Here is a 20979-nt window from a genome sequence, read left to right as displayed (position 1 = left end):
GTCACACCGCGGCGGTCCCGATGAGCCCTTCCCGGGTGACGAGCGCGGTCAGTTCCGCCTCGCTCAGGTGCCCGGTGCCGTCGGGCCGCCGCGGCAGGACCATATAGCGGCTCTCGGCGCTGGAGTCCCACACCCGCAAGGTGGTGTCCGCCGGCAGCTCCAGCCCGAACTCGGCGAGTACGGCGCGCGGTTCGCGTACCACCCGCGAGCGGTACGCCTCGCTCTTGTACCAGGACGGGGAGGGGCCGAGCAGCCCCACCGGATAGCACGAGCACAGGGTGCACACGAGGACGTTGTGGGTCGTCGCGGTGTTCTCGACGACCTTCAGGCGCTGTTCCTTGATGCCGCCGGCCATCGACAGGCCGACCTCGGGCAGTGCGGCGTTCGCGTCGGCCAGCAGCCGGGCGCGGAAGTCCGCGTCGACCCACGCGCGGGCCGCGATGCGGGCTCCGTTGACCGGCGCGGCGCCCTTGAGCAGCCCGGTCAGCGCCGCGTCCAGCCGCGCCTGTGAGATCACGCCGGCCTCGATCAGCCGTTCCTCCAGCCGCCTGACCCGCGCCGCGACCGGCGCGGAGGTGTGCTCGCCGCTCATCCCTCGTCCTTCCGTGCCCGCTCGATGTACGACTCCCACAGGTCGACGGTGACCTCGTGATCGCCCTCGCCCCACAGGTCGCGCGCGGCGAAGGCCACGGTATAAACGGGCTCCACCCGTGGCTGGGCGGCGCCCGCCGCGATCTCGTCGGCCAGCGCCCAACTGCCCTGCGCCTCCACGACCCGTCCGGTGTGCCCGCGCACATAGCGCGGCGCCCGGGTGTGGCCCGCCGGATCGGTGGCCCGTACCCGTACCCGGTCCCCGGCCCGGAACTCAGTCATCGCCGAGGACCTTCCGCTCCCGCAGCAGCGTCTCGATCGCCAGCAGCCACCGCTCGTAGTACGGCGTCGCCAGATACCGCCCCGGTTCCATCCGCTCGACGGTGTCCCGGAACTCGTCGAGGCTGTAGACGCCCTCGCGCACCAGCGCGGAGTTCAGCGCGAAGACCCGCGCCTCCCAGTCCGCGTGGAACGGCGGTTCGTCCGCCTCGATCTCCAGCGCCCCGAATCCGCTCTGGCCACCCACGTCGTTGACACGGCTCATGGGCGGATCCTACGAGGCGCGGGGTGGCGCGGGACAGGACCGGGCGGGACGCGCCGCCGTCAGCGGACCGGGTGGCCCGCCTCGCGCAGCGCGTCCTTGACCTGGCCGATGCGCAGGTCGCCGAAGTGGAAGACGGAAGCTGCCAGGACGGCGTCGGCGCCGGCGGCGACGGCCGGGGGGAAGTGGTCGAGGGTGCCGGCGCCACCGGAGGCGATGACCGGGACGGTGACGTGCTCGCGGACGGCCTGGATCATCTCGATGTCGTAGCCGTCCTTGGTGCCGTCGGCGTCCATGGAGTTCAAAAGGATCTCGCCGGCGCCCAGCTCGGCGGCGCGGTGGGCCCATTCCACGGCGTCGACGCCGGCGGAGCGGCGGCCGCCGTGCGTGGTGACCTCGAAGGAGCCGGTGGCGGTGCGGCGGGCGTCGACGGACAGCACCAGGACCTGGCTGCCGAAGCGTTCGGCGATCTCGCGGATCAGGTCGGGCCGGGCGAGGGCGGCGGTGTTGACGCCGACCTTGTCGGCGCCGGCCCGCAGCAGCCTGTCGACGTCCTCGGCGGTGCGCACGCCGCCGCCGACGGTGAGCGGGATGAAGACCTGCTCGGCGGTGCGGCGGACCACGTCGTAGGTGGTCTCGCGGTTGCCCGAGGAGGCCGTGATGTCGAGGAAGGTCAGTTCGTCGGCGCCCTCGTCGCCGTAGATCTTGGCCATCTCGACGGGATCGCCGGCGTCCCGCAGGTTCTGGAAGTTGACGCCCTTGACGACCCGGCCGTTGTCCACGTCCAGGCAAGGGATGACACGGACCGCCAGGGTCATTGGTCAGGCTCCTCGGGGATTTCTCGGAAGGCTTCGAGTTCGACTTCGACCAGCACCCGGGAATCGAGGAATCCGGAGACCACGACCAGGGTCGCGGCGGGTGGGTGCGGGGCGAAGATCTCCTTGTGGGCGCGGCCGACCGCGTCCACGTCGCGCGCGTGGGTGAGGTACATGCGGGTGCGCAGTACGGCGTCGGCGCCGAGACCGAAGGGCTTCAGCGCCGCGAGGGCGCCCGCGAAGGCGGCCTTGGTCTGCTGGTACGGGTCGCCCTCGCCCAGAAGGACGCCGTCGGCCAGCGGCATGGTGCCGGCGACCAGGACCCGGTCGCCGGCCGCCACCGCGCGGGCGAAGCCGAGGGCCTCTTCCCAGTGACTGCCGGTCCGTACACGCTCGATGGTCATCTGGCCGCCTTTCGGTCCCTGCCGCTTACGACACCGCTGCCAGCGCCTCTTCGAGGGTGAACGCCTTCGCGTACAGCGCCTTGCCGACGATCGCGCCCTCGACGCCTTCCGGTACCAGGGTCGCAAGCGCCCGCAGGTCGTCAAGCGAGGAGACGCCGCCCGAGGCGACGACGGGCCGGTCGGTGGCCGCGCAGACGTTCTTCAGCAGTTCCAGGTTGGGGCCCTGGAGGGTGCCGTCCTTGTTGATGTCGGTGACGACGTAGCGGGCGCAGCCCTCGGAGTCCAGGCGGGCCAGCGTCTCGTAGAGGTCGCCGCCGTCGCGGGTCCAGCCACGGCCGCGCAGCGTCGTGCCGCGCACGTCCAGGCCGACGGCGATCTTGTCGCCGTGTTCGGCGATGACCTTGGCGACCCACTCGGGGGTCTCCAGCGCCGCGGTGCCGAGGTTGACGCGGCGGCAGCCGGTGGCGAGCGCGGCGGCCAGCGAGGCGTCGTCGCGGATGCCGCCGGACAGCTCGACCTTGATGTCCATGGAGCGGGCGACCTCGGCGATCCGCGCCCGGTTGTCGCCGGTGCCGAAGGCCGCGTCGAGGTCGACGAGGTGCAGCCATTCGGCGCCGGCCCGCTGCCAGGCGAGGGCGGCCTGGAGGGGGTCGCCGTAGGAGGTCTCCGAGCCGGACTCGCCGTGGACGAGGCGGACGGCCTGGCCGTCGCGGACATCGACAGCGGGCAGGAGTTCGAGCTTCGACGCGTTCGGCATTACAGGGTCTCGATCCAATTGGTCAGGAGCTGGGCACCGGCGTCGCCGGACTTCTCGGGGTGGAACTGGGTGGCCCACAGCGGGCCGTTCTCGACCGCGGCCACGAACGGCTCACCGTGCGTGGCCCAGGTGACCTTCGGCGCGGTGAGGTGGGGGTTGGTGACCTCCAGCTCCCAGTCGCGCACGGCGTAGGAGTGCACGAAGTAGTAGCGGGTGCCGGCGTCCAGGCCGGAGAACATCCGCGAGCCCTCGGGGGCTTCGACGGTGTTCCAGCCCATGTGGGGCACGACGTCGGCCTTGAGCGGGCCGACCGTGCCGGGCCACTCGTCCAGGCCCTCGGTCTCCACGCCGTGTTCGATGCCCCGGGCGAAGAGGATCTGCATGCCGACGCAGATGCCCATGACGGGCCGCCCGCCGGACAGCCGGCGGCCGACGATCCAGTCGCCGCGGGCGTCCTTGAGGCCCCGCATGCAGGCAGCGAACGCGCCGACGCCGGGGACGAGCAGGCCGTCGGCGTTCATCGCCCGGTCGTAGTCCCGGGTGATCTCCACGTCCGCGCCGGCGCGCGCGAGGGCGCGCTCGGCGGAGCGGATGTTGCCGAAGCCGTAGTCGAAGACGACGACCTTCTTGGCGGTCAATTCCACACCTCCAGTCGCATCACGCCCGCGGTCAGGCACATCGCGGAGCCGATGGCGAGCAGCACGATCACGCCCGTGGGCAGCTTCTGCTTCCAGAAGGAGTAGACGCCGCCGAGCAGGAAGAGGCCGACGAGGAGGAAGACGGTCGAGAGGCCGTTCACAGGGCTCCCTTGGTGGAGGGGAGGATCCCGGCGGCGCGCGGGTCGCGTTCGCTGGCGTAGCGCAGGGCGCGGGCGAGCGCCTTGAACTGGCATTCCACGATGTGGTGGGCGTTGCGGCCGTAGGGCACGTGGATGTGCAGGGCGATCTGGGCCTGCGCGACGAAGGACTCGAAGATGTGCCGGGTCATCGTCGTGTCGTAGGTGCCGATCATCGGCGCCATCGTCTCGGGCTCGGTGTGCACCAGGTACGGGCGGCCGGAGAGGTCGACGGTGACCTGGGCGAGCGACTCGTCCAGCGGGACGGTGCAGTTGCCGAAGCGGTAGATGCCGACCTTGTCGCCGAGGGCCTGCTTGAAGGCGGCACCGAGCGCGAGGGCGGTGTCCTCGATGGTGTGGTGGGTGTCGATGTGCAGGTCGCCGTCGGTCTTGACCCGCAGGTCGAAGAGGCCGTGGCGGCCGAGCTGGTCGAGCATGTGGTCGTAGAAGCCGACACCTGTGGCCACATCGACCTGCCCGGTGCCGTCGAGATCGATCTCGACGAGCACGGAGGTTTCCTTGGTGGTGCGCTCGACGCGTCCAACGCGGGTCATCGCGATACTCCTGGTTCGTACGGGCGGTACTGGTGCGGCGGGCGGGTCATCGCTCGGTCTCCTTCAGCACGGCGCGCACCGCGTCGAGGAACGCGTCGTTCTCGGCCGGGGTGCCGGCGGTGACCCGCAGCCAGCCCGGTACGCCGTTGTCGCGGACCAGCACGCCGTGGTCGAGGATCGCCTGCCAGGTGGCGTGGGCGTCCTCGAAGCGGCCGAACTGGACGAAGTTGGCGTCGGACTCGACGACCTGGCAGCCGGCCGCGCGCAGCTCGGTGACCAGGCGGTCCCGCTCGGTCTTGAGCTGCTCGACGTACTTCAGGAGCGTGTCGGTGTGCTCCAGGGCGGCGAGCGCGGTGGCCTGGGTGACGGACGAGAGGTGGTACGGCAGCCGGACGAGCTGGACGGCGTCGACGACGGCCGGGTCGGCGGCCAGGTAGCCCAGGCGCAGGCCGGCGGCGCCGAACGCCTTGGACATGGTGCGGGAGACGACCAGGTTGGGCCGGCCCTCGATCAGCGGCAGCAGCGAGGGCCGGTGGCTGAACTCGCCGTACGCCTCGTCCACGACCACCAGGGCCCCGGCGCCGTCCGCCTTGGCCGCCTGCGCCGCGTCGTACAGGGCGAGCACGGTCTCGGCCCGGACGGCGGTGCCGGTGGGGTTGTTGGGGGAGCAGATGAAGACGACGTCGGGCCGGTGCCGGGCGATCTCGGCGCGGGCCGCGTCGACGTCGATGGTGAAGTCGTCGTTGCGCGGTCCGGAGAGCCAGCCGGTGCCGGTGCCCCGGGAGATCAGGGAGTGCATCGAATACGACGGTTCGAAGCCGAGGGCGGTGCGGCCCGGTCCGCCGAAGGTCTGGAGGAGCTGCTGGATGACCTCGTTGGAGCCGTTGGCGGCCCAGACCTGGGACGCGGAGACGTCGTGGCCGGCGGTGCGGGTGAGGTAGGCGGCCAGCTCCGTACGCAGCTCGACCGCGTCCCGGTCGGGGTAGCGGTTGAGCTGCCGGGCGGCGTCGGTGACCCGCTCGGCGATCCGCCGCACCAGCGGCTCGGGCAGCGGGTAGGGGTTCTCGTTGGTGTTCAGGCGCACCGGGACGTCGAGCTGCGGCGCGCCGTAGGGGGACTTGCCGCGCAGCTCGTCCCGGATGGGGAGATCGTCGATGCGGGTCACGTGCCTGCTCACTTGCTCTGCGGGACCTTCCAGTCACTGTGCTGGTCTCGTTCGCCTCCGGCAAAACGGGCCTTCACAGCGGCACCGTGGGCCGGGAGGTCCTCGGCCTCGGCGAGGGTCACCACATGGTGGGCGACCTCCGCGAGCGCCTCGCGGGAGTAGTCCACGACGTGGATGCCGCGCAGGAAGGACTGCACGGACAGGCCCGAGGAGTGGCAGGCGCAGCCGCCGGTGGGCAGGACGTGGTTGGAGCCGGCGCAGTAGTCGCCGAGGGAGACCGGGGCGTACGGGCCGACGAAGATCGCGCCGGCGTTGCGGACCCGGGCGGCGACGGCGGAAGCGTCGGCGGTCTGGATCTCCAGGTGCTCGGCTCCGTAGGCGTCGACGACCTTCAGGCCCTCGTCGACGCCGTCGACCAGGACGATCGCGGACTGCCGGCCGGCCAGCGCGGTGGTGATCCGCTCGGTGTGCTTGGTGGCCTCGGCCTGCGTCTTGAGCGCCGCCTCGACGGCCTCGGCGAGCTCGGCGGAGTCGGTGACGAGGACGGCCGCCGCGAGGGTGTCGTGCTCGGCCTGGCTGATCAGGTCGGCGGCGACGTGCGCGGGGTCGGCGGTGGCGTCGGCGAGGACCGCGATCTCGGTGGGCCCGGCTTCGGCGTCGATGCCGATGCGGCCCTTGAGCAGGCGCTTGGCGGAGGCGACGAAGATGTTGCCGGGGCCGGTGACGAGGTTGACCGGCAGGCATTCGTCGGTGCCGTACGCGAACATCGCGATGGCCTGGGCGCCGCCGGCGGCGTAGACCTCGTCGACGCCGAGGAGGGCGCAGGCGGCGAGGATCGTCGGGTGCGGCAGGCCGCCGAACTCCTTTTGCGGCGGGGAGGTGACGGCGATGCCGTCGACGCCCGCCTCCTGGGCGGGGACGACGTTCATCACGACGGAGGAGGGGTAGACGGCCAGGCCGCCGGGGACGTACAGCCCGACCCGCTCGACGGGGACCCAGCGCTCGGTGACGGTGCCGCCGGGCACGACCTTGGTGGTGGTGTCCGTGCGGCGCTGCTCGCGGTGGACGATCCGGGCGCGCCGGATGGACTCCTCCAGGGCGGCCCGGACGGCCGGGTCCAGCTCCTCCAGGGCGCGGGTCAGCGCCTCGGCGGGCACCCGCACCCGGTCGATGTCGACGCCGTCGAACCGCCGCGCGTAGTCGATCAGCGCCGCGGTGCCACGATGGCGTACGTCCTCGCAGATGGGCCGCACCTTCTCCAGGGCGGCTTCCACGTCGAACTCGGCACGGGGCAGCAGGTCGCGCAGGGCGCCGCCCTCGGGGAGGGCGTCACCGCGCAGATCGATTCGGGAGATCACCCTCCCAGTGTCTCAGACCGGATCTCGCGGCCGGCCGCCCGTATCACTCAGTGATACACAGCGGTACGCGCCTCGTGCGGGCGGTGTGCGGGGCCGCGCGAAGTTGACCGGAGTTGGCCCTGACCACGCGTGTTCAAGCAGTCACGGGGGCGGGCAGGGGGTCCGTACGGGGCGTACGGGGACGCCTGTGGGACGCGCGGGAGCCGGACCGGCGGGCGACGCGGCAGGCATGAGACCAAAAGGGGGATTCGCTGTGACCGAGCCCGGGGACGGTGACGCGCCCGCCGACCTGCGCCTGACGTCGGCGGAATGGAGCATGTGGCAGGCCTTTCGCAACGGCAGCACCTGCGATCTGCACATCGGCGACCTGGCCAGGGACGATCCGCACGGGCAGCATCTGTGGGGCGCCGAGCGCCGGGTGCGCGCCCGCGTGGTGGCGCTGTTGCTGCTGGACGGTCCGGCGGCCCAGCCGGGCCGGGTCTCCGCGCTGAAGCTCACCGGTGCGTACATCACGGACACTCTCGACCTCGCGGGCGGCACGATCAAGCCATTCGTGGAGCTGCGGGACTGCCGTTTCGAGGCGGAGGTGGTGCTGCCGGAGAGCCGGTTCACGACGCTGCGGATGGTGAACTGCGCGATACCCCGGGTGGAGGCGGCCCGGCTGCACACCGAGGGCGATCTGCATCTGCCGCGCTGTGTGGTGCAGTCCGGCATCCGGCTCACCGACGCGCACATCGGCACGGACCTGATGCTCAACCAGACCGTGGTGCACAAGGACCGCCAGGGCCGCTCGATCATGGCGGACGGCATGACCGTCGCCCAGGATCTCCAGGCGGAGATGATGGAGTCCCACGGCGAGCTGTCGCTGCGCGGGGCGACCATCGGCGTGTCGATGAGCCTGCGGGGCAGCCGGCTGACCAATCCGTTCGGCCGCCGCGCGCTGAACGCCCCGCAACTGACCGTCGAGCGCACCCTCTACCTGACCGCTGCGGGCCTGGCGAACTCGCCGTTCTCCTCCAGCGCCACTCCCCCGTACGGCGTGGCGCACACCCCCTCCCGAGGCACGCGCATGCGGCGTTTCGAGTGCGAGGGCGGGATACGGCTGGACGACGGGCGGTTCGGCGACGCGGTCGACTTCGAACACGCCCGCTTCATCATGGAGTCCGACCAGGAGCTGTCGCTGCGCCGGATCCAGACGCCGGAGCTGCGGTTCCTGTGCGAGCGTCCGCAGCGCGGGCGGGTGATCCTCTCCGGCGCCCGGGTGGTGAACCTGGTCGACAAGTCGGCGAGCTGGCCGGGCCTGGGCGGCCTGTGGATGGCCGGCTTCGCCTACGAGACGCTGATCCCGCGCGGCCACTTCCCGCTCGCGCTGCGGGTGGAGTGGGTGGCCGCGGCGACTCCCGAGTACGCGCCGGAGCCGTACGAGATGCTGGCGACGGCGCTGCGCGGCTGCGGTGAGGACTCCGACGCCCGGGAGGTGCTGCTGGCCAAGCAGCGGCGCCGGCGCGAGACGCTGCCGCTGGCGGCGAAGGCGTGGGGGTTCCTCCAGGACTGGACGGTGGCCTACGGCTACCGCCCGGGGCGGGCCGCGGTGTGGATGGCGATCCTGTGGGCCATCGGCACGGCCTATTTCTCGCAGAGTCCGCCGCCGCCGCTGAAGCCCGGCGAGGCGCCACCGTGGAATCCGTACCTGTACGCCCTGGACCTGCTGCTGCCGGTGATCGACCTCTACCAGGGGTCCGCCTGGAAACCGCAGGGCGGGGCGCAGTGGGCGGCGGCCGTGCTGATCCTGGCGGGCTGGGTGCTGGCCACGACGGTCGCGGCGGGCGCGTCGCGGCTGCTGCGGCGGCAGTAGCGCGGTGGTGGGCGGCGCGGACGCGCCGCCTCCCCGCGGGCGGAAGATCCGACTTACTCCTTTAGGCTTACCGACTGTGACCTCCGTGCGCCTGCCGCTCTTTCCGCTGAACTCGGTGCTGTTCCCGGGACTCGTGCTCCCGCTGAACGTCTTCGAGGCGCGGTACCGGGCGATGATGCGCGACCTGATCGCCCTGCCCGAGGACGACCGCCGCTTCGCCGTGATCGCGATCCGCGACGGCCGTGAGGTGGCGCCCACCGCGCAGGGCATGCCGGACGCCACCCTCCCGGCCGCGCAGGGCCCCGCCGCGGGCTTCGGCGACGACCCGGTGCGGGCCTTCCACACCGTCGGCTGCGTCGCCGACGCGGCGACCATCCGTGAGAAGTCCTCCGGCGAGGACACCGGCTACGAAGTGCTGGCCACCGGCACCACCCGTTTCCGGCTGCTGTCGGTCGACGCCTCCGGGCCGTATCTGGTCGGCGAGGTCGAGCTGCTCGACGAGGAGCAGGGCGAGAGCGCGGGCGCGCTCGCCTCCGGCGTCGTACGGGCGTTCCGCACCTATCAGAAGCGGCTGGCCTGGGCGAACGAGCGGACCCTGTCCAGCGGCCAGGACCTGCCGGCCGACCCGTCGGTGCTGTCCTACCTCGTCGCCGCGGCCGCCGTGCTGGACGTGCCGGCCAAGCAGCGGCTGCTCCAGGCGCCGGACACCGCGACCCGGCTGGCGCAGGAGCTGAAACTGCTGCGCCAGGAGTCGGCGCTGCTCGGTAAGCTCCCGTCGCTGCCGGCGGTGGATCTGACCCGGCAGCCGACCAGTCCCAACTGACCCGAGGCGCTGTCGAGTTGTCGAAGAAGTCGAAGCGGAACCGCACGTCCCAGGCCGCCGGCGGGACCCCCGCGACGGTGGCGCTCGCCGCGGCCGGCGTCCCCTTCACGCTCCATGCCTACACGCACGACCCGGCGGCGGCCTCGTACGGCGAGGAGGCCGCCGAAGCGCTCGGGGTGGCGCCCGAGCAGGTGTTCAAGACGCTGCTCGCGGAGGTCGACGGCACCCTGACCGTCGCGGTGGTGCCGGTGTCGGGTTCGCTCGACCTCAAGGCGCTGGCGGCCGCGGTGGGCGGCAAGCGGGCCGCGATGGCCGACCCGGCGGCGGCCGAGCGCAGCACCGGCTACGTCCTGGGCGGGATCTCGCCGCTCGGCCAGCGCCGGCGGCTGCGCACCGTGGTGGACACGTCCGCCGAGGGCCGGTCGTCGGTGTGCGTCTCGGCGGGCCGGCGCGGGCTGGAGATCGAGCTGGCCCCGGCGGATCTGGTCGCCCTCACCGGGGCCGGCGTCGCGCCGATCGCGCGCGGCTGAGCGGCGCCCGCCCCGGGAGGGACGGGCCGCCGGTGGCGTCAGCCCTGGGCGGGCGGGTTCTCGTGGGGACCGGGCCCGGGGTGGCCGGACGCGTCGTGCGGACCGGGCGCGTGGGGCCCGTGCGGGTGGGGCCCGGCCTCCGGGCGGCTCTCCTCGTGGTGCGCCGGGTCGTTCGGGGCGGCGGGGTGGGGGCCGTACGCGTCGTACCCGGCCCAGTGCGGCATCGGCGGCTCCGGGTCGCGCGGCCCGAACAGCCCGGTCAGCACCAACTGCGTGAGCATCGCCGCGATCGGCCAGGCCAGCAGCGCGCCCTTGGCCTGGAGCCGCAGCGGACCGTAGAACGTCACGCCCGGGCCGACCTTCTCCGCGTGCCCGGCGACGTCCGGCGAGGGGCCCATCCACATGCCGGTCAGCAGGCCCAGCAGCGCGCCGAGCGTTCCGCCCACGACCAGGGCCACCACCAGCGGGATGCCGCCCCGCCTGCGGAAGACGAACACCACGGCGGCGCTGAGCACGCCGAAGGCCAGCGCGAGCAGCACGAACGTGCCGTCGGCGCCGATCGCCTCCTCGCCCTCGGTGTTCTTGAGGTAGACGTTGCGGGTGTCGGCGACCAGCGGGATCTGCGGCGCCAGCCACGACCACAGCACGCCGAGCAGCACACCGCTCACCGCGACCAGGAGGGCGATCAGGGCGCCCTCGCGCAGGTCCCGGACGAGTTCGGGGCCGCCCAGCCCGCCGTGGTCGCCGTCCTGGCCGGGTGCGGGGTGGCCGCCGGGGCCGGCGGGGGCTCCCCCGTCGGCGCCGGGCGCGGCATCGGGGTGCCGCGGCTCGTGGGGCGGTTGGTTGTCGCGTGGCGTCAGCGGTGCGGTCACCCCGTCATCGTGCCAGGTCGGCGCGGTGTGGTCGGCGGCAGGACGCCCCTTGCGGCGCGGGCGGCCGGTCACCGGACGGCCGCCCGGCGGTAGGCCCAGGTCGCGACGGCCAGCGAGAGGACGCCGACGGCCGCACAGACGCCGAGGTCGGCGCCGATCACGACCCAGTCCGGATGGGCGTCGAAGCTGCGGGTCAGCGCCTCGACGCCGTAGGTGGAGGGCAGCAGATCGCGGGCGTAGCCGATCGCCGCGGGCAGTTGGCCGGCCGGGAGCACGCCCAGCAGCAGCGCGGCCGACATGCCGAGCTGGCCGCAGAGCGTGGCGATCTCCTGGCGCGGCGCGAGCAGGCCGAGGGCGGCGCCCAGGCCGGCCAGGGCCGCGCCGGACAGCGGGATCACGGCGGCCAGCACCCACAGGTTGGCCATCGGCAGCCCGAAGAGGGCACAGCCCGTGACGGCGGTGACGACCGTCCCGGGCACGGTGAAGGAGGCGTAGGCGCCGGCCGCGCCGAGCACCACGGCGGCCGGCGGGACGGGCAGCGTCGCGTAGTGGTCGAGTCCGCCGCCGGCCCTGAGCTGCCCGAAGTACTGGGCCAGGAGGTTGAGCGCGACGAAGGCCACGACCAGCACGCTGGAGCCGGAGACCACGGCGCGGGCCTCGTCGCCGCCGTCGACCACGCCGCGCATCAGGACCATGATCCCGATGGACTGGAAGGTGGCGACGAACAGCAGCGGGATCCGGGCGACCCGGGCCCGGGAGAGCTGGGCGCGGTAGACGGCGCCGAGCGCGGGCAGCAGCCGGGCGCGCGGCGCCAGCGGGGCGGCCGGGCCGTCCTGCGGACGGGCTCCGGCGTCCCGTGGGCCGGCGCCGGCCCCGGCCACCGCCTGCGCGGGAACCACACTCACGCGTTCACCAAGCCTTCCTCGTTCACCTGTGCCGCGGGTCCGCGCCGTCCGGGGCACGTCCGCAGGCTCTCGCCGCGCCTCACGCCTTGACCAGCCCCTCCGCGCGTCCGCCGAGGGCCAGGTAGACATCCTCCAGGCTGGGCGTGGCGAGCGTGAAGTCGTCGAGGGCGGCGAAGGCCGGGCCGGCGGTGACGGTGGCCACGGCGGCGCGGGCCCGGTCGGCGGGCAGACGGAGGGTCCAGCGGCGGCCGGAGACGCGGGCGGCAGTGGCGAGGGCGGCGATCTCGGGGACGTCCAGGGGCGGCTCGGCGCGCCACACCAGCTCCAGCCGCACCTCCTCCCCCACTCTTTCCTTCAGGCCGCCGGGCGTGTCGCAGGCGATGACGCGTCCGCGGTCGATCACCGCGACCCGGTCGAGCACGCTCTCGGCCTCCAGGACGTTGTGCGTCACCAGCACGACGGTGGCGCCCCGCTCGGCGCGGCGCCGGTCCACGGCGGCCCACACCGCGCGGCGCGCGACGGGGTCCATGCCGGTGGTCGGCTCGTCCAGCACCAGCAGCGGCCGCTCGCCGATCAGTACGGTCGCGAAGCAGGCGAGCCGCCGCTGTCCGCCGGAGAGCTTCTTCAGGGGTCGGCCCGCGATCTCGGCGAGGCCCAGCTCGCCGATCACCGCGTCCCGCTCGGCGCGCGCCTCGCCCGCGCCCAGGCCGCGCAGCCGTCCGGTGGTCTCCACGGCCAGGGCGACGGTCAGCTCGTCCAGCGCGGTGGATTCCTGGCCGAGGTAGGCGAGGAGGCGGGCGGCCCGCTCGGGGTGGCGCACCAGGTCGTGGCCGAGGACGCGGACCCCGCCGGAGTCGGGCCGCAGCAGTCCGGTGAGCTGGCGCACCACGGTGGACTTGCCGGCGCCGTTGGGGCCGAGCAGTCCGAAGATCTCCCCGCGCCGCACGTTCAGGGTGATGCCGTCGCTGGCGCGTACGGCAGGCGCCTGTGCCGCCCCGCGGCGCCCGCGCGTCGCGGGGTACGTCTTGACCAGGTCCCGCACGGCACACACCGTCTCGCCGCGGTCCACCTGTTTCGCGCCCGTCCTCACGAGCTACGAGGGTACGCGTCCCGGGGCCGCCCCCGGTCCGCGGGGCCGCGCGGGAGGGGGGCGGGGCGGGTGGTCAGTCCGCGGCGGGGGCGTGTTCGGCGGCGGTGCGCAGGTCCACCTCGCGCCAGAATCCCGCCCGGATCGCGTAACGGTCGTGTTCGTCGATCTGGTCGTCCTTGTGGGCGAGCAGTCCGAAGCGGGCGGCGTAGCGGAGCAGTTCGCCGTCGATACGGTGCGGAATGCGCGGGTATTCCGTGGAGAGCTGTTGCAGATGGGCGGCGTCGGAGAGCCGCTCGGTCCAGCGCCGGGCGAAGACCTGGCCGACTTCGAAGGGGTCGCCGCTGACGGCGGTGATGTCCTCCTCGCGGTCGGCCCAGCGCTGTTCGGCGCTGGTGAGCTGGGCCAGTGTCGGCAGCGACGCGGTCTCGGAGGGTTCGCCGACCGGGCCGCCGCGCTCGACCCAGCCCTTGTCGGAGGACCAGCGCAGGGTGGCGCTGGGCGCGGGCGCCGGGGAGCCGTTGGCCGCCGCGGCCGGCCCCGGACCCGCGGCGTGGGCGCGGCCCAGGCCCGCGAGGTCCTTGGGGGTGGGCACGACCTTGGCGCCGCCGCCCGCCTCGCGGCCGGACTGCTCGCCGTCCTCGCTCGCGGGCGCGGTACGGGCCGATCCGTTGGCGCCGTCGCCGTCGCGGCCGGGGCCGGCGCCGTCCTGTCCGGTGGCCGAGGCGGCGGCCGCGGCGGCCGCCGCGACGGCGGACTCCGGCAGCGGCGCGGAGAGGATCGCGGCGATCTCGGGGCGGGGCACGGGCGGTGGGGCGCAGGGCCCGCCCACTTCCTTGGGGCGGACCGCGCGGGTGATCCAGGCCCGGTCGAGCACCCGCCGCTCGTCGGCCTCGGCGACCAGGTCCTCGGACTGGTTGTAGTCGCCGTCCGCCGCCTGTACGGCCCACAGGTGTACGGCGACGCCGTGTTCCTTGGCCGACATCAGGCCGGGCAGCAGGTCGCCGTCGCCGGTGACCAGCACGATGTCGGAGCAGGCGCGGTTGCGGGCGAGTTCGGTCAGCTCGGCGTGCATGGCGGCGTCCACGCCTTTTTGCGCCCAGCGTCCGTCGCTGCGGGTCAGGGCGCCGAGCCGGACGGTGACCCGGGGCATGACGCGCAGCCGGCGGTGTTCGGGTTGCGGGACGCGGTCGGGGGCGCCGTCGAACCAGTAGATCCGCAGCAGCGGCCGTTCGGTGTCGGCTTCGGCGCGCTGGCGCAGGCCCTGGATGAGGGCGGCGTGATCGACGGTGATCCGGGACCGGGCGGGTTCTCCCGCGAGCAGACTCGCGGCGGCGCCGAGCAGGTATCCGGCGTCCACCAGGACGACGCAGCGATCCACGTTCCACCCTCTTCCCTGAGGTGCTGAAGTCCGGTCGCCCCCCGGCTCGGCCCATGGCACGAGTTGTCTTCGGCTTCCTTCGAGTCTGCCCGACCGTCCGGGGGTTATCTGCCCGAACTCGATCATCGGCGTGGCGGATTCGGCGGCGGCCGCCCGCGCCGTGGGGCGACCGGCGGTGTCACAGCCGGTAATGGTCCGAAATGCGGCGTTTCGCCCGTCGTGTAAGTCTGATCCCGGCCCCGATCCCAGGATCCCCTCAGGAGGCACGGTCATGGCCAAGAACAAGAAGGACCGGAGTAACCAGCAAAAGAGCGGCCAGGCCGAGCGCGGCCGCGAAGCGGCCGAGAAGTCGACCATCGAGGCGATTTCCCAGCCGCAGCGTCCGCCGCAGGGCAGCCCGGCGGACGTCGCCCGCCGCCACCAGCGGCGCTTCGGCCACAACTGAGGCGCGATCGAGGACATCGCCGCACCGCACCGCCGATGAGTCGAGGGGCGCACCCGCACCGGGTGCGCCCCTCGAAGCCGGTCCGGCGCGCGGGGCGGACCGGGTGGTGTGTGCCGGGTGGGGTCAGCCGGCCAGGCAGGACGGGCCGAGGAGCACCTTCAGATCGCCGAAGAGGGACGGGTCGGGCGTGACCCGGTGGCGGTCCAGGCGCAGGACGGTTGTCTTGCGCGCCCCCTGGAGCTTGATGCGGACCTCCGTGGAGCCGCGGTGGCTGCTCAGCACCTCGCCCAGCTTCTCCACCATCGGCGGGGTGACCTTGACGGTGGGAATGGTGATGGTCACCGGGGCGTTGGTGCCGGCCTCGGAGAGGTCGGGGACCATCATCTCCATCGCGACGAGGCGGGGGACGTCCTCCCGCTTGTCGAGCCGGCCCTTGACGAACACGACGGTGTCCTCGACGAGTTGGGTGGACACCAGTTGGTAGGTGGCGGGGAAGAACATGCAGTCGATGGAGCCGGCCAGGTCCTCGACGGTGGCGATGGCCCAGGCGTTGCCCTGCTTGGTCATCTTGCGTTGCAGGCCGGAGATGATGCCGCCGATGGTGACGATCGACCCGTCGGAGTAGTCGCCGCCGGTCAACTGGGCGATGGCCGCGTCGGCCTTGTCGCTCAGGACGTGTTCCAGACCGAACAGCGGGTGGTCGGAGACGTAGAGCCCGAGCATCTCGCGCTCCTGGGCCAGCAGGTAGGCCTTGTCCCACTCGACGTCGGAGAACTCCACGTCCAGCCCGAAGCCGGGGCCGTCGTCGTCCGTCTCGTCACCCATGCCGCCGAACAGGTCGAACTGGCCCTCGGCCTCCTTGCGCTTGACCTGGACGACGTTGTCGATCATCGATTCGTAGTGCGCGGTCAGGCCCTTGCGGGTGTGGCCCATCTCGTCGAAGGCGCCGGCCTTGATCAGGGACTCGGTGGTGCGCTTGTTGCAGACGACCGCGTCGACCTTGTCGAGGTAGTCGGGGAAGGAGAGGAACTTCCCCTTCGCCTTGCGGGCCCGGATGATCGAGTCGACGACGTTCTGGCCGACGTTGCGGACGGCGGTGAGGCCGAAGAGGATCACGTCGTCGCCCTGGGCGGCGAAGTTGGCCTCCGACTCGTTGACGTTCGGCGGCAGCACCTTGATGCCCATGCGGCGGCACTCGTTGAGGTAGACCGCCGACTTGTCCTTGTCGTCCCGCACGGAGGTGAGCAGCGCGGACATGTACTCGGCCGGGTAGTTGGCCTTGAGGTAGGCGGTCCAGTAGGTGACCAGGCCGTACGCGGAGGAGTGCGCCTTGTTGAAGGCGTAGCCGGCGAACGGGACCAGGACGTCCCACAGCGCCTGGATCGCCGCGTCCGAGTAGCCGTTCTTCCTGGCTCCCGCCTGGAAGAGGACGAAGTTCTTCTCCAGCTCCTCGGGCTTCTTCTTGCCCATCACGCGCCGCAGGATGTCGGCTTCACCGAGGGAGTAGCCCGCGACGATCTGCGCGGCCTTCTGCACCTGCTCCTGGTACACGATCAGGCCGTAGGTGAGGCCGAGCGTCTCCTTCAGGGGCTCTTCGAGCTCCGGGTGGATCGGCGTGATCTCCTGGCGGCCGTTCTTGCGCTCGGCGTAGTTCGTGTGCGAGTTCATGCCCATCGGGCCCGGCCGGTACAGGGCCGAGACGGCGGAAATGTCCTCGAAGTTGTCGGGCTGCATCTGGCGCAGCAGCGAGCGCATCGGGCCGCCGTCGAACTGGAAGACGCCGAGCGTGTCACCGCGGCAGAGCAGTTCGAAGGTCTTCGGGTCGTCGAGCGGGAGCGAGAGCATCTCCAGGTCGACGCCCTTGTTGGCCCGCACCATCTTGACGGCGTCGTCCATGATGGTGAGGTTGCGCAGGCCCAGGAAGTCCATCTTGAGCAGGCCGAGCGACTCGCACTGGGGGTAGTCCCACTGCGTGATCGTCACGCCGTCGGTGTGCCGCGTCCAGAGCGGGGCGTGGTCCACGATGGGTTCGCTGGACATGATCACGCCGGCCGCGTGCACGCCCATCTGCCGGACCAGGCCCTCCACGCCCTTGGCGGTGTCGATGACCTTCTTGACGTCCGGCTCGTTCTCGTACATCCCCCGGATCTCGCCCGCCTCGCTGTAGCGCGGGTGGCTCGGGTTGGTGATGCCGTCGAGGTCGATGCCCTTGCCGAGGACGTCGGCGGGCATGGCCTTGGTGAGGCGGTCGCCCATCGCGTACGGGTAGCCCAGGACACGCGCGGAGTCCTTGATGGCGTTCTTCGCCTTGATCTTTCCGTAGGTGCCGATCATGGCGACCTTGTCGGCGCCGTACTTCTCGGTCACATACCTGATCACCTCCACGCGCCTGCGCTCGTCGAAGTCGATGTCGACGTCGGGCATGGAGACACGCTCGGGGTTGAGGAACCGCTCGAAGATCAGGCCGTGCGTGATCGGGTCCAGGTCGGTGATGCCCATCGCGTACGCCACGATCGAACCGGCCGCCGAGCCTCGGCCCGGGCCCACCGCGATGCCGTTGTTCTTGGCCCACATGATGAAGTCGGCGACCACGAGGAAGTACCCGGGGAACCCCATCTGGATGATGATGTCCATCTCGTACTCGGCCTGCTTCTGCCGGTCCTCGGGGACGCCGCCCGGGTAGCGGCGCTCCATGCCCCGGCGGACCTCCTCCTGGAACCAGGTGACCTCGGTGAAGCCCTCCGGGATGTCGAACTTCGGCATCAGGTCGCGCTTCTCGAACATCCCGGTGGTGTCGATCTGCTCGGCCACCAGGAGCGTGTTGCGGCAGCCCTCCTGCCAGGCGTCCGAGGAGTCGACGGCGTACATCTCGTCGGTGGACTTGAGGTAGTAACCGGTGCCGTCGAAACGGAAGCGGTCGGGGTCGGAGAGGTTCTTGCCGGTCTGGATGCACAGCAGGGCGTCGTGCGCCGAGGACTCGTGGGAGTAGGTGTAGTGCGAGTCGTTCGTGACCAGCGGGGGGATGCCGAGCTTCTTGCCGATCTCCAGCAGGCCGTCGCGCACCCGGCGCTCGATCTCGATGCCGTGGTCCATCAGCTCCAGGAAATACCGGTCCTTGCCGAAGATGTCCTGGTAGTCCGACGCCGCCTTGACCGCCTCGTCGAACTGGCCGAGCCGCAGCCGGGTCTGCACCTCGCCGGACGGGCAGCCGGTGGAGGCGATCAGGCCCTCCGACCACTGGGCGATGGTCTCCTTGTCCATCCGGGGCCACTTCGTCAGCCAGCCCTCGGCGTACGCGTCCGAGGACAGCCGGAAGAGGTTGTGCAGCCCGGTCTTGTTCGCCGCCCAGATCGTTTTGTGGGTATAGCCACCCGAACCGGATACGTCGTCGCGCTTCTGGTGCGGCTGGCCCCACTGGATACGCCGCTTGTTGCGCCGCGACTCCGGCGCCACGTACGCCTCGATGCCGATGATCGGCGTCACCCCGGCCTTCTTGGCCTGGTGGAAGAAGTCGTAGGCGCCGTGGAGGTTGCCGTGGTCGGTCATCGCGATGTGCGACATGCCCATCTCGTTGCACGCGTTGAACATGTCCTTGAGCCGCGCGGCACCGTCCAGCAGGGAGTACTGGGTGTGAACGTGCAGGTGCGTGAAGGGCGGCTTGGCCACGGCGCAGGACCTCCGGAAAAGGTGGGCGGCTGGGGTACCTGCCAGCGGTCGCTGGAGGAGGGTTGGACGGTTGGGAAGTCTACGACTCCCCGCTGACAATCGCCGGGCACCGACGAGTAGCCTCACCCGTTGTCGGTGAGAGCCGGATGACCGAGAAGCGTCACCCGGCACCGACCGTCCACCGCACTTCAGGAGGCCCCCAGCGATGCCGTCCCAGCACGCCCCGGCGCAGGACGCCGCGCAGCGCGGCGAGGAGATACTCGCCGTCTTCGACACCGCCTTCGGAGCACTGCTCGCCGCCGACCCCGCGGCCTTCCGGGTGAAATTCCGCAAGATGGCCGCCTCCGCCTTCGCCTTCTACCGGGGGACGGCGTGCCTGTTCTACCGGGACCTGGAAGCGGAGATCGGCCAGGACGGGAGCGTGCGCGGCGGGCCGTATCTGGACGAACGGACCGGCCGGGTGTGGATCCACGGCGATCTGCACGCCGAGAACTTCGGCACGTACATGGACTCCACGGGCCGGCTGATCTTCAACGTCAACGACTTCGACGAGGCGTACGTCGGGCCCTTCACCTGGGACCTCAAGCGCTTCGCCGCCTCGGTCGCGCTGATCGGCTACGCCAAGGCGCTCAGCGACGAGCAGATCACCGCCCTGGTGCGCACCTACGCCGCGGCCTACCGCGAGCGCATCCACGCGCTGGCCTCCGGCGCGAAGACGGAAGAGGTGCCGCCCTTCACGCTCGACACCGCCGACGGCCCGCTGCTGGACGCGCTGCGCGACGCCCGTGCGCTGACCCGGTTCGGGCTGCTGGAGTCGATGACGCAGATCCGCGACTTCGAGCGGCGCTTCGCGGCCGACGGCGGCAGCGTCGAGCTGGACGCGGCGACCCGCTACAAGGTGCTGGCGGCGTTCGACGGCTATCTGGAGACGCTGCCGGAGTCGAGCCTGGACCGCCCGGACTCCTACCGCGTCAAGGACGTGGTGGGGCGGCGCGGCATCGGCATCGGCTCGGCGGGCCTGCCGTCGTACAACATCCTCCTGGAGGGCAACAGCGACGCCCTGGAGAACGACGTCGTGATCTACATGAAGCAGGCGCAGACCCCGGCCGTCTCGCGGCACCTCACCGATCCCGAGGTCCGCGGCTACTTCCGGCACGAGGGACACCGCACGGTGATCTCCCAGCGCGCGCTCCAGGCGCACGCCGACCCCTGGCTGGGCTGGACGGAGCTGGACGGCGCCGGACAGTTGGTCGCCGAGATCTCGCCGTACGCCGTCGACCTGGACTGGTCCGACATCGACGACCCGCAGGAGATCGCGGCGGTGGTCGCCGACCTGGGCCGGGCCACGGCCACGATGCACGCCTCGGCGGACGACGAGAGCGGCCACTCCCTGGTGCCGTTCTCCACCGAGCGGGCCATCGACGCGGCCCTGGCGGCCGACGAGGAGGGCTTCGCGCCGCTGCTGGTGGACTTCGCGCACTCCTACGGCGCCCGCGCCCGCGCCGACCACCAGATCTTCGTGGACCTCTTCCGCAACGGCCGCATCCCGGGCCTGTGAGGCCGCCGGCCGGGCGGCGCGCGCCACCGGCCCGGAGCGGTTCGCGGGCCGCGCGGGCCGCCCGACGGCGCGGCGCCCCCTTAGGTGGCGCTTAGCCCCGCCCATGGCACACTCGCAGGAATGGACATCTCGGCGGCACCCCTGCGGGCACTGCGCGCGGCGCTCTTCACGGCGCTGTGCGTGACGCTGTCCTCGGCGTCGCACGTGCTGCTGTCCCGCATGCCGCTGCCGCTGACCACCGTCGCCGCCCTCTCGGCCGCCGTGTTCGTCCTCGCCTACGCGCTCGCGGGCCAAGAGCGCGGCTACTGGCGGATCGCCGCGCTGCTGGTCCCGGCGGAGCTGGCCGCCGACACGGCCTTCAGCCTCGGCCAGCACACCTGCTACGGGCGCGGCGGCGGTCCGGTCACCGGCCCGCTGCGCTCCCTGGGCGTGGATCTGCTGTGCGGCGGCGGCGACGTCGGCGGGCCGCTGGCCCCCTTGTCCGAGGCCCGCCCCGCGTCCGCCACGACGTGGCTGCTGCTGCTCGGGGCGCATCTGCTCATCGGGCTGCTGGCCGCCGCCTGGCTGCGCCGCGGCGAGGCGGCGCTGGCGCGGCTGCTGGGCGCGGTGGCCGGCGTCGCCTTCCGGCCGCTGCTGGTCGCCGTCGCGGTCGCCGCTGCCACCGCCGCGCCGCGCCGCCCGGCGACCGCCGCCGTCCGGCCCGCGCCGCCGGCCCGTGACCTCCCCCTGCTCGTGCACTGCGTCGTACGCCGTGGCCCGCCGCTCGCCCTCGCCGCCTGAGCCCTTCCGGGCCCGCGGCGGCACGCGTACGCCCGCGACCGGCGCGTACGCCCCGGC

The 20979-nt window shown here is 72.4% G+C and carries 22 protein-coding genes; 6 read left to right on the top strand and 16 right to left on the bottom strand.

Features of this window, described 5'->3' with window-relative positions; translation table 11 throughout:
* Position 1: 1 nt before the first annotated feature.
* From ACZ45Z_RS20860 to hisD, 11 genes are read right to left on the bottom strand one after another with little or no spacing between them, the layout of a single operon-like run.
* Complete coding sequence (locus tag ACZ45Z_RS20860; RefSeq protein WP_468364335.1) at positions 2 to 592, bottom strand: nitrile hydratase subunit alpha; 591 nt, start codon at positions 590 to 592, stop codon at positions 2 to 4.
* The gene (locus tag ACZ45Z_RS20855) at positions 589 to 873 is read right to left on the bottom strand and encodes an SH3-like domain-containing protein (RefSeq protein WP_468364332.1); all 285 of its coding nucleotides are present in this window, start codon (positions 871 to 873) and stop codon (positions 589 to 591) included. Before ACZ45Z_RS20855 ends, ACZ45Z_RS20860 begins: the two co-directional genes overlap by 4 nt.
* Positions 866 to 1135, bottom strand: a complete 270-nt coding sequence (locus ACZ45Z_RS20850) for a hypothetical protein (protein WP_468364330.1) — start codon at positions 1133 to 1135, stop codon at positions 866 to 868. The genes ACZ45Z_RS20855 and ACZ45Z_RS20850 overlap by 8 nt, the downstream gene beginning before the upstream one ends.
* A 59-nt stretch (positions 1136 to 1194) precedes the next feature.
* Positions 1195 to 1950 (bottom strand): imidazole glycerol phosphate synthase subunit HisF, encoded by a 756-nt coding sequence (gene hisF / locus ACZ45Z_RS20845; RefSeq protein ID WP_468364327.1) that lies wholly within the window; start codon positions 1948 to 1950, stop codon positions 1195 to 1197.
* Positions 1947 to 2351 (bottom strand): Rid family hydrolase, encoded by a 405-nt coding sequence (locus ACZ45Z_RS20840; RefSeq protein WP_468364324.1) that lies wholly within the window; start codon positions 2349 to 2351, stop codon positions 1947 to 1949. Before ACZ45Z_RS20840 ends, hisF begins: the two co-directional genes overlap by 4 nt.
* A gap of 25 nt (positions 2352 to 2376) precedes the next feature.
* Positions 2377 to 3108 carry a bifunctional 1-(5-phosphoribosyl)-5-((5-phosphoribosylamino)methylideneamino)imidazole-4-carboxamide isomerase/phosphoribosylanthranilate isomerase PriA gene (gene priA / locus ACZ45Z_RS20835; protein WP_468364322.1) on the bottom strand — a complete coding sequence of 244 codons (732 nt, stop codon included), beginning with the start codon at positions 3106 to 3108 and terminating at the stop codon, positions 2377 to 2379.
* A complete protein-coding gene (gene hisH, locus ACZ45Z_RS20830) occupies positions 3108 to 3752 on the bottom strand; it encodes an imidazole glycerol phosphate synthase subunit HisH (RefSeq protein ID WP_468364319.1) in 645 nt (214 codons plus the stop codon). Before hisH ends, priA begins: the two co-directional genes overlap by 1 nt.
* On the bottom strand, positions 3743 to 3907 hold the full coding sequence (locus ACZ45Z_RS20825) for a hypothetical protein (protein WP_468364316.1): 165 nt from the start codon (positions 3905 to 3907) through the stop codon (positions 3743 to 3745). Before ACZ45Z_RS20825 ends, hisH begins: the two co-directional genes overlap by 10 nt.
* Entirely contained in the window at positions 3904 to 4497 is a 594-nt protein-coding gene (gene hisB, locus ACZ45Z_RS20820) for an imidazoleglycerol-phosphate dehydratase HisB (protein ID WP_468364314.1), read from the bottom strand. Before hisB ends, ACZ45Z_RS20825 begins: the two co-directional genes overlap by 4 nt.
* Positions 4498 to 4543: 46 nt before the next feature.
* The gene (locus ACZ45Z_RS20815; protein WP_468364807.1) at positions 4544 to 5662 is read right to left on the bottom strand and encodes a histidinol-phosphate transaminase; all 1119 of its coding nucleotides are present in this window, start codon (positions 5660 to 5662) and stop codon (positions 4544 to 4546) included.
* An 8-nt stretch (positions 5663 to 5670) separates the two neighbouring features.
* Positions 5671 to 7020, bottom strand: a complete 1350-nt coding sequence (gene hisD, locus ACZ45Z_RS20810) for a histidinol dehydrogenase (RefSeq protein WP_468364312.1) — start codon at positions 7018 to 7020, stop codon at positions 5671 to 5673.
* Positions 7021 to 7273: 253 nt separating this feature from the next.
* Here hisD and ACZ45Z_RS20805 point away from each other — a divergent pair, with 253 nt between their 5' ends.
* The 3 genes from ACZ45Z_RS20805 (at position 7274) to ybaK (ending at position 10228) form a co-directional block, all read left to right on the top strand.
* On the top strand, positions 7274 to 8875 hold the full coding sequence (locus tag ACZ45Z_RS20805; RefSeq protein WP_468364309.1) for an oxidoreductase: 1602 nt from the start codon (positions 7274 to 7276) through the stop codon (positions 8873 to 8875).
* 76 nt (positions 8876 to 8951) lie between these two features.
* Complete coding sequence (locus tag ACZ45Z_RS20800) at positions 8952 to 9698, top strand: LON peptidase substrate-binding domain-containing protein (protein ID WP_468364307.1); 747 nt, start codon at positions 8952 to 8954, stop codon at positions 9696 to 9698.
* A gap of 17 nt (positions 9699 to 9715) precedes the next feature.
* On the top strand, positions 9716 to 10228 hold the full coding sequence (gene ybaK / locus ACZ45Z_RS20795) for a Cys-tRNA(Pro) deacylase (RefSeq protein ID WP_468364304.1): 513 nt from the start codon (positions 9716 to 9718) through the stop codon (positions 10226 to 10228).
* A 38-nt stretch (positions 10229 to 10266) separates the two neighbouring features.
* Here the strand turns inward: ybaK and ACZ45Z_RS20790 are convergent, their stop codons facing one another.
* From ACZ45Z_RS20790 to ACZ45Z_RS20775, 4 genes are all read right to left on the bottom strand, one after another.
* Positions 10267 to 11100, bottom strand: coding sequence for an ABC transporter permease (locus tag ACZ45Z_RS20790; RefSeq protein WP_468364302.1), 834 nt, complete (start codon positions 11098 to 11100; stop codon positions 10267 to 10269).
* Between the two features lie 68 nt (positions 11101 to 11168).
* Positions 11169 to 12005, bottom strand: coding sequence for an ABC transporter permease (locus ACZ45Z_RS20785; protein WP_468364299.1), 837 nt, complete (start codon positions 12003 to 12005; stop codon positions 11169 to 11171).
* A gap of 79 nt (positions 12006 to 12084) precedes the next feature.
* Complete coding sequence (locus ACZ45Z_RS20780; protein ID WP_468364297.1) at positions 12085 to 13095, bottom strand: ABC transporter ATP-binding protein; 1011 nt, start codon at positions 13093 to 13095, stop codon at positions 12085 to 12087.
* A gap of 73 nt (positions 13096 to 13168) precedes the next feature.
* Complete coding sequence (locus ACZ45Z_RS20775; RefSeq protein ID WP_468364294.1) at positions 13169 to 14473, bottom strand: NYN domain-containing protein; 1305 nt, start codon at positions 14471 to 14473, stop codon at positions 13169 to 13171.
* A gap of 271 nt (positions 14474 to 14744) precedes the next feature.
* On the opposite strand from ACZ45Z_RS20775, the gene ACZ45Z_RS20770 reads away from it, so the two are divergent.
* Positions 14745 to 14918, top strand: coding sequence for a hypothetical protein (locus ACZ45Z_RS20770; protein WP_468364291.1), 174 nt, complete (start codon positions 14745 to 14747; stop codon positions 14916 to 14918).
* Between the two features lie 123 nt (positions 14919 to 15041).
* Here ACZ45Z_RS20770 and dnaE read toward each other — a convergent pair whose 3' ends face one another.
* Positions 15042 to 18584 (bottom strand): DNA polymerase III subunit alpha, encoded by a 3543-nt coding sequence (gene dnaE, locus ACZ45Z_RS20765; protein WP_468364288.1) that lies wholly within the window; start codon positions 18582 to 18584, stop codon positions 15042 to 15044.
* A gap of 205 nt (positions 18585 to 18789) precedes the next feature.
* Between dnaE and ACZ45Z_RS20760 the strand changes: the two genes are divergently transcribed.
* Positions 18790 to 20142 carry a DUF2252 domain-containing protein gene (locus tag ACZ45Z_RS20760; RefSeq protein ID WP_468364285.1) on the top strand — a complete coding sequence of 451 codons (1353 nt, stop codon included), beginning with the start codon at positions 18790 to 18792 and terminating at the stop codon, positions 20140 to 20142.
* A 120-nt stretch (positions 20143 to 20262) separates the two neighbouring features.
* Positions 20263 to 20922 carry a hypothetical protein gene (locus ACZ45Z_RS20755; RefSeq protein ID WP_468364284.1) on the top strand — a complete coding sequence of 220 codons (660 nt, stop codon included), beginning with the start codon at positions 20263 to 20265 and terminating at the stop codon, positions 20920 to 20922.
* Positions 20923 to 20979 lie beyond the last annotated feature (57 nt).

It is taken from the genome of Streptomyces sp. NPDC031210, from assembly GCF_055570395.1.
The sequence above is the reverse complement of the archived record's forward strand: the minus strand, read 5'-3'. Positions and strand labels throughout refer to the sequence as shown.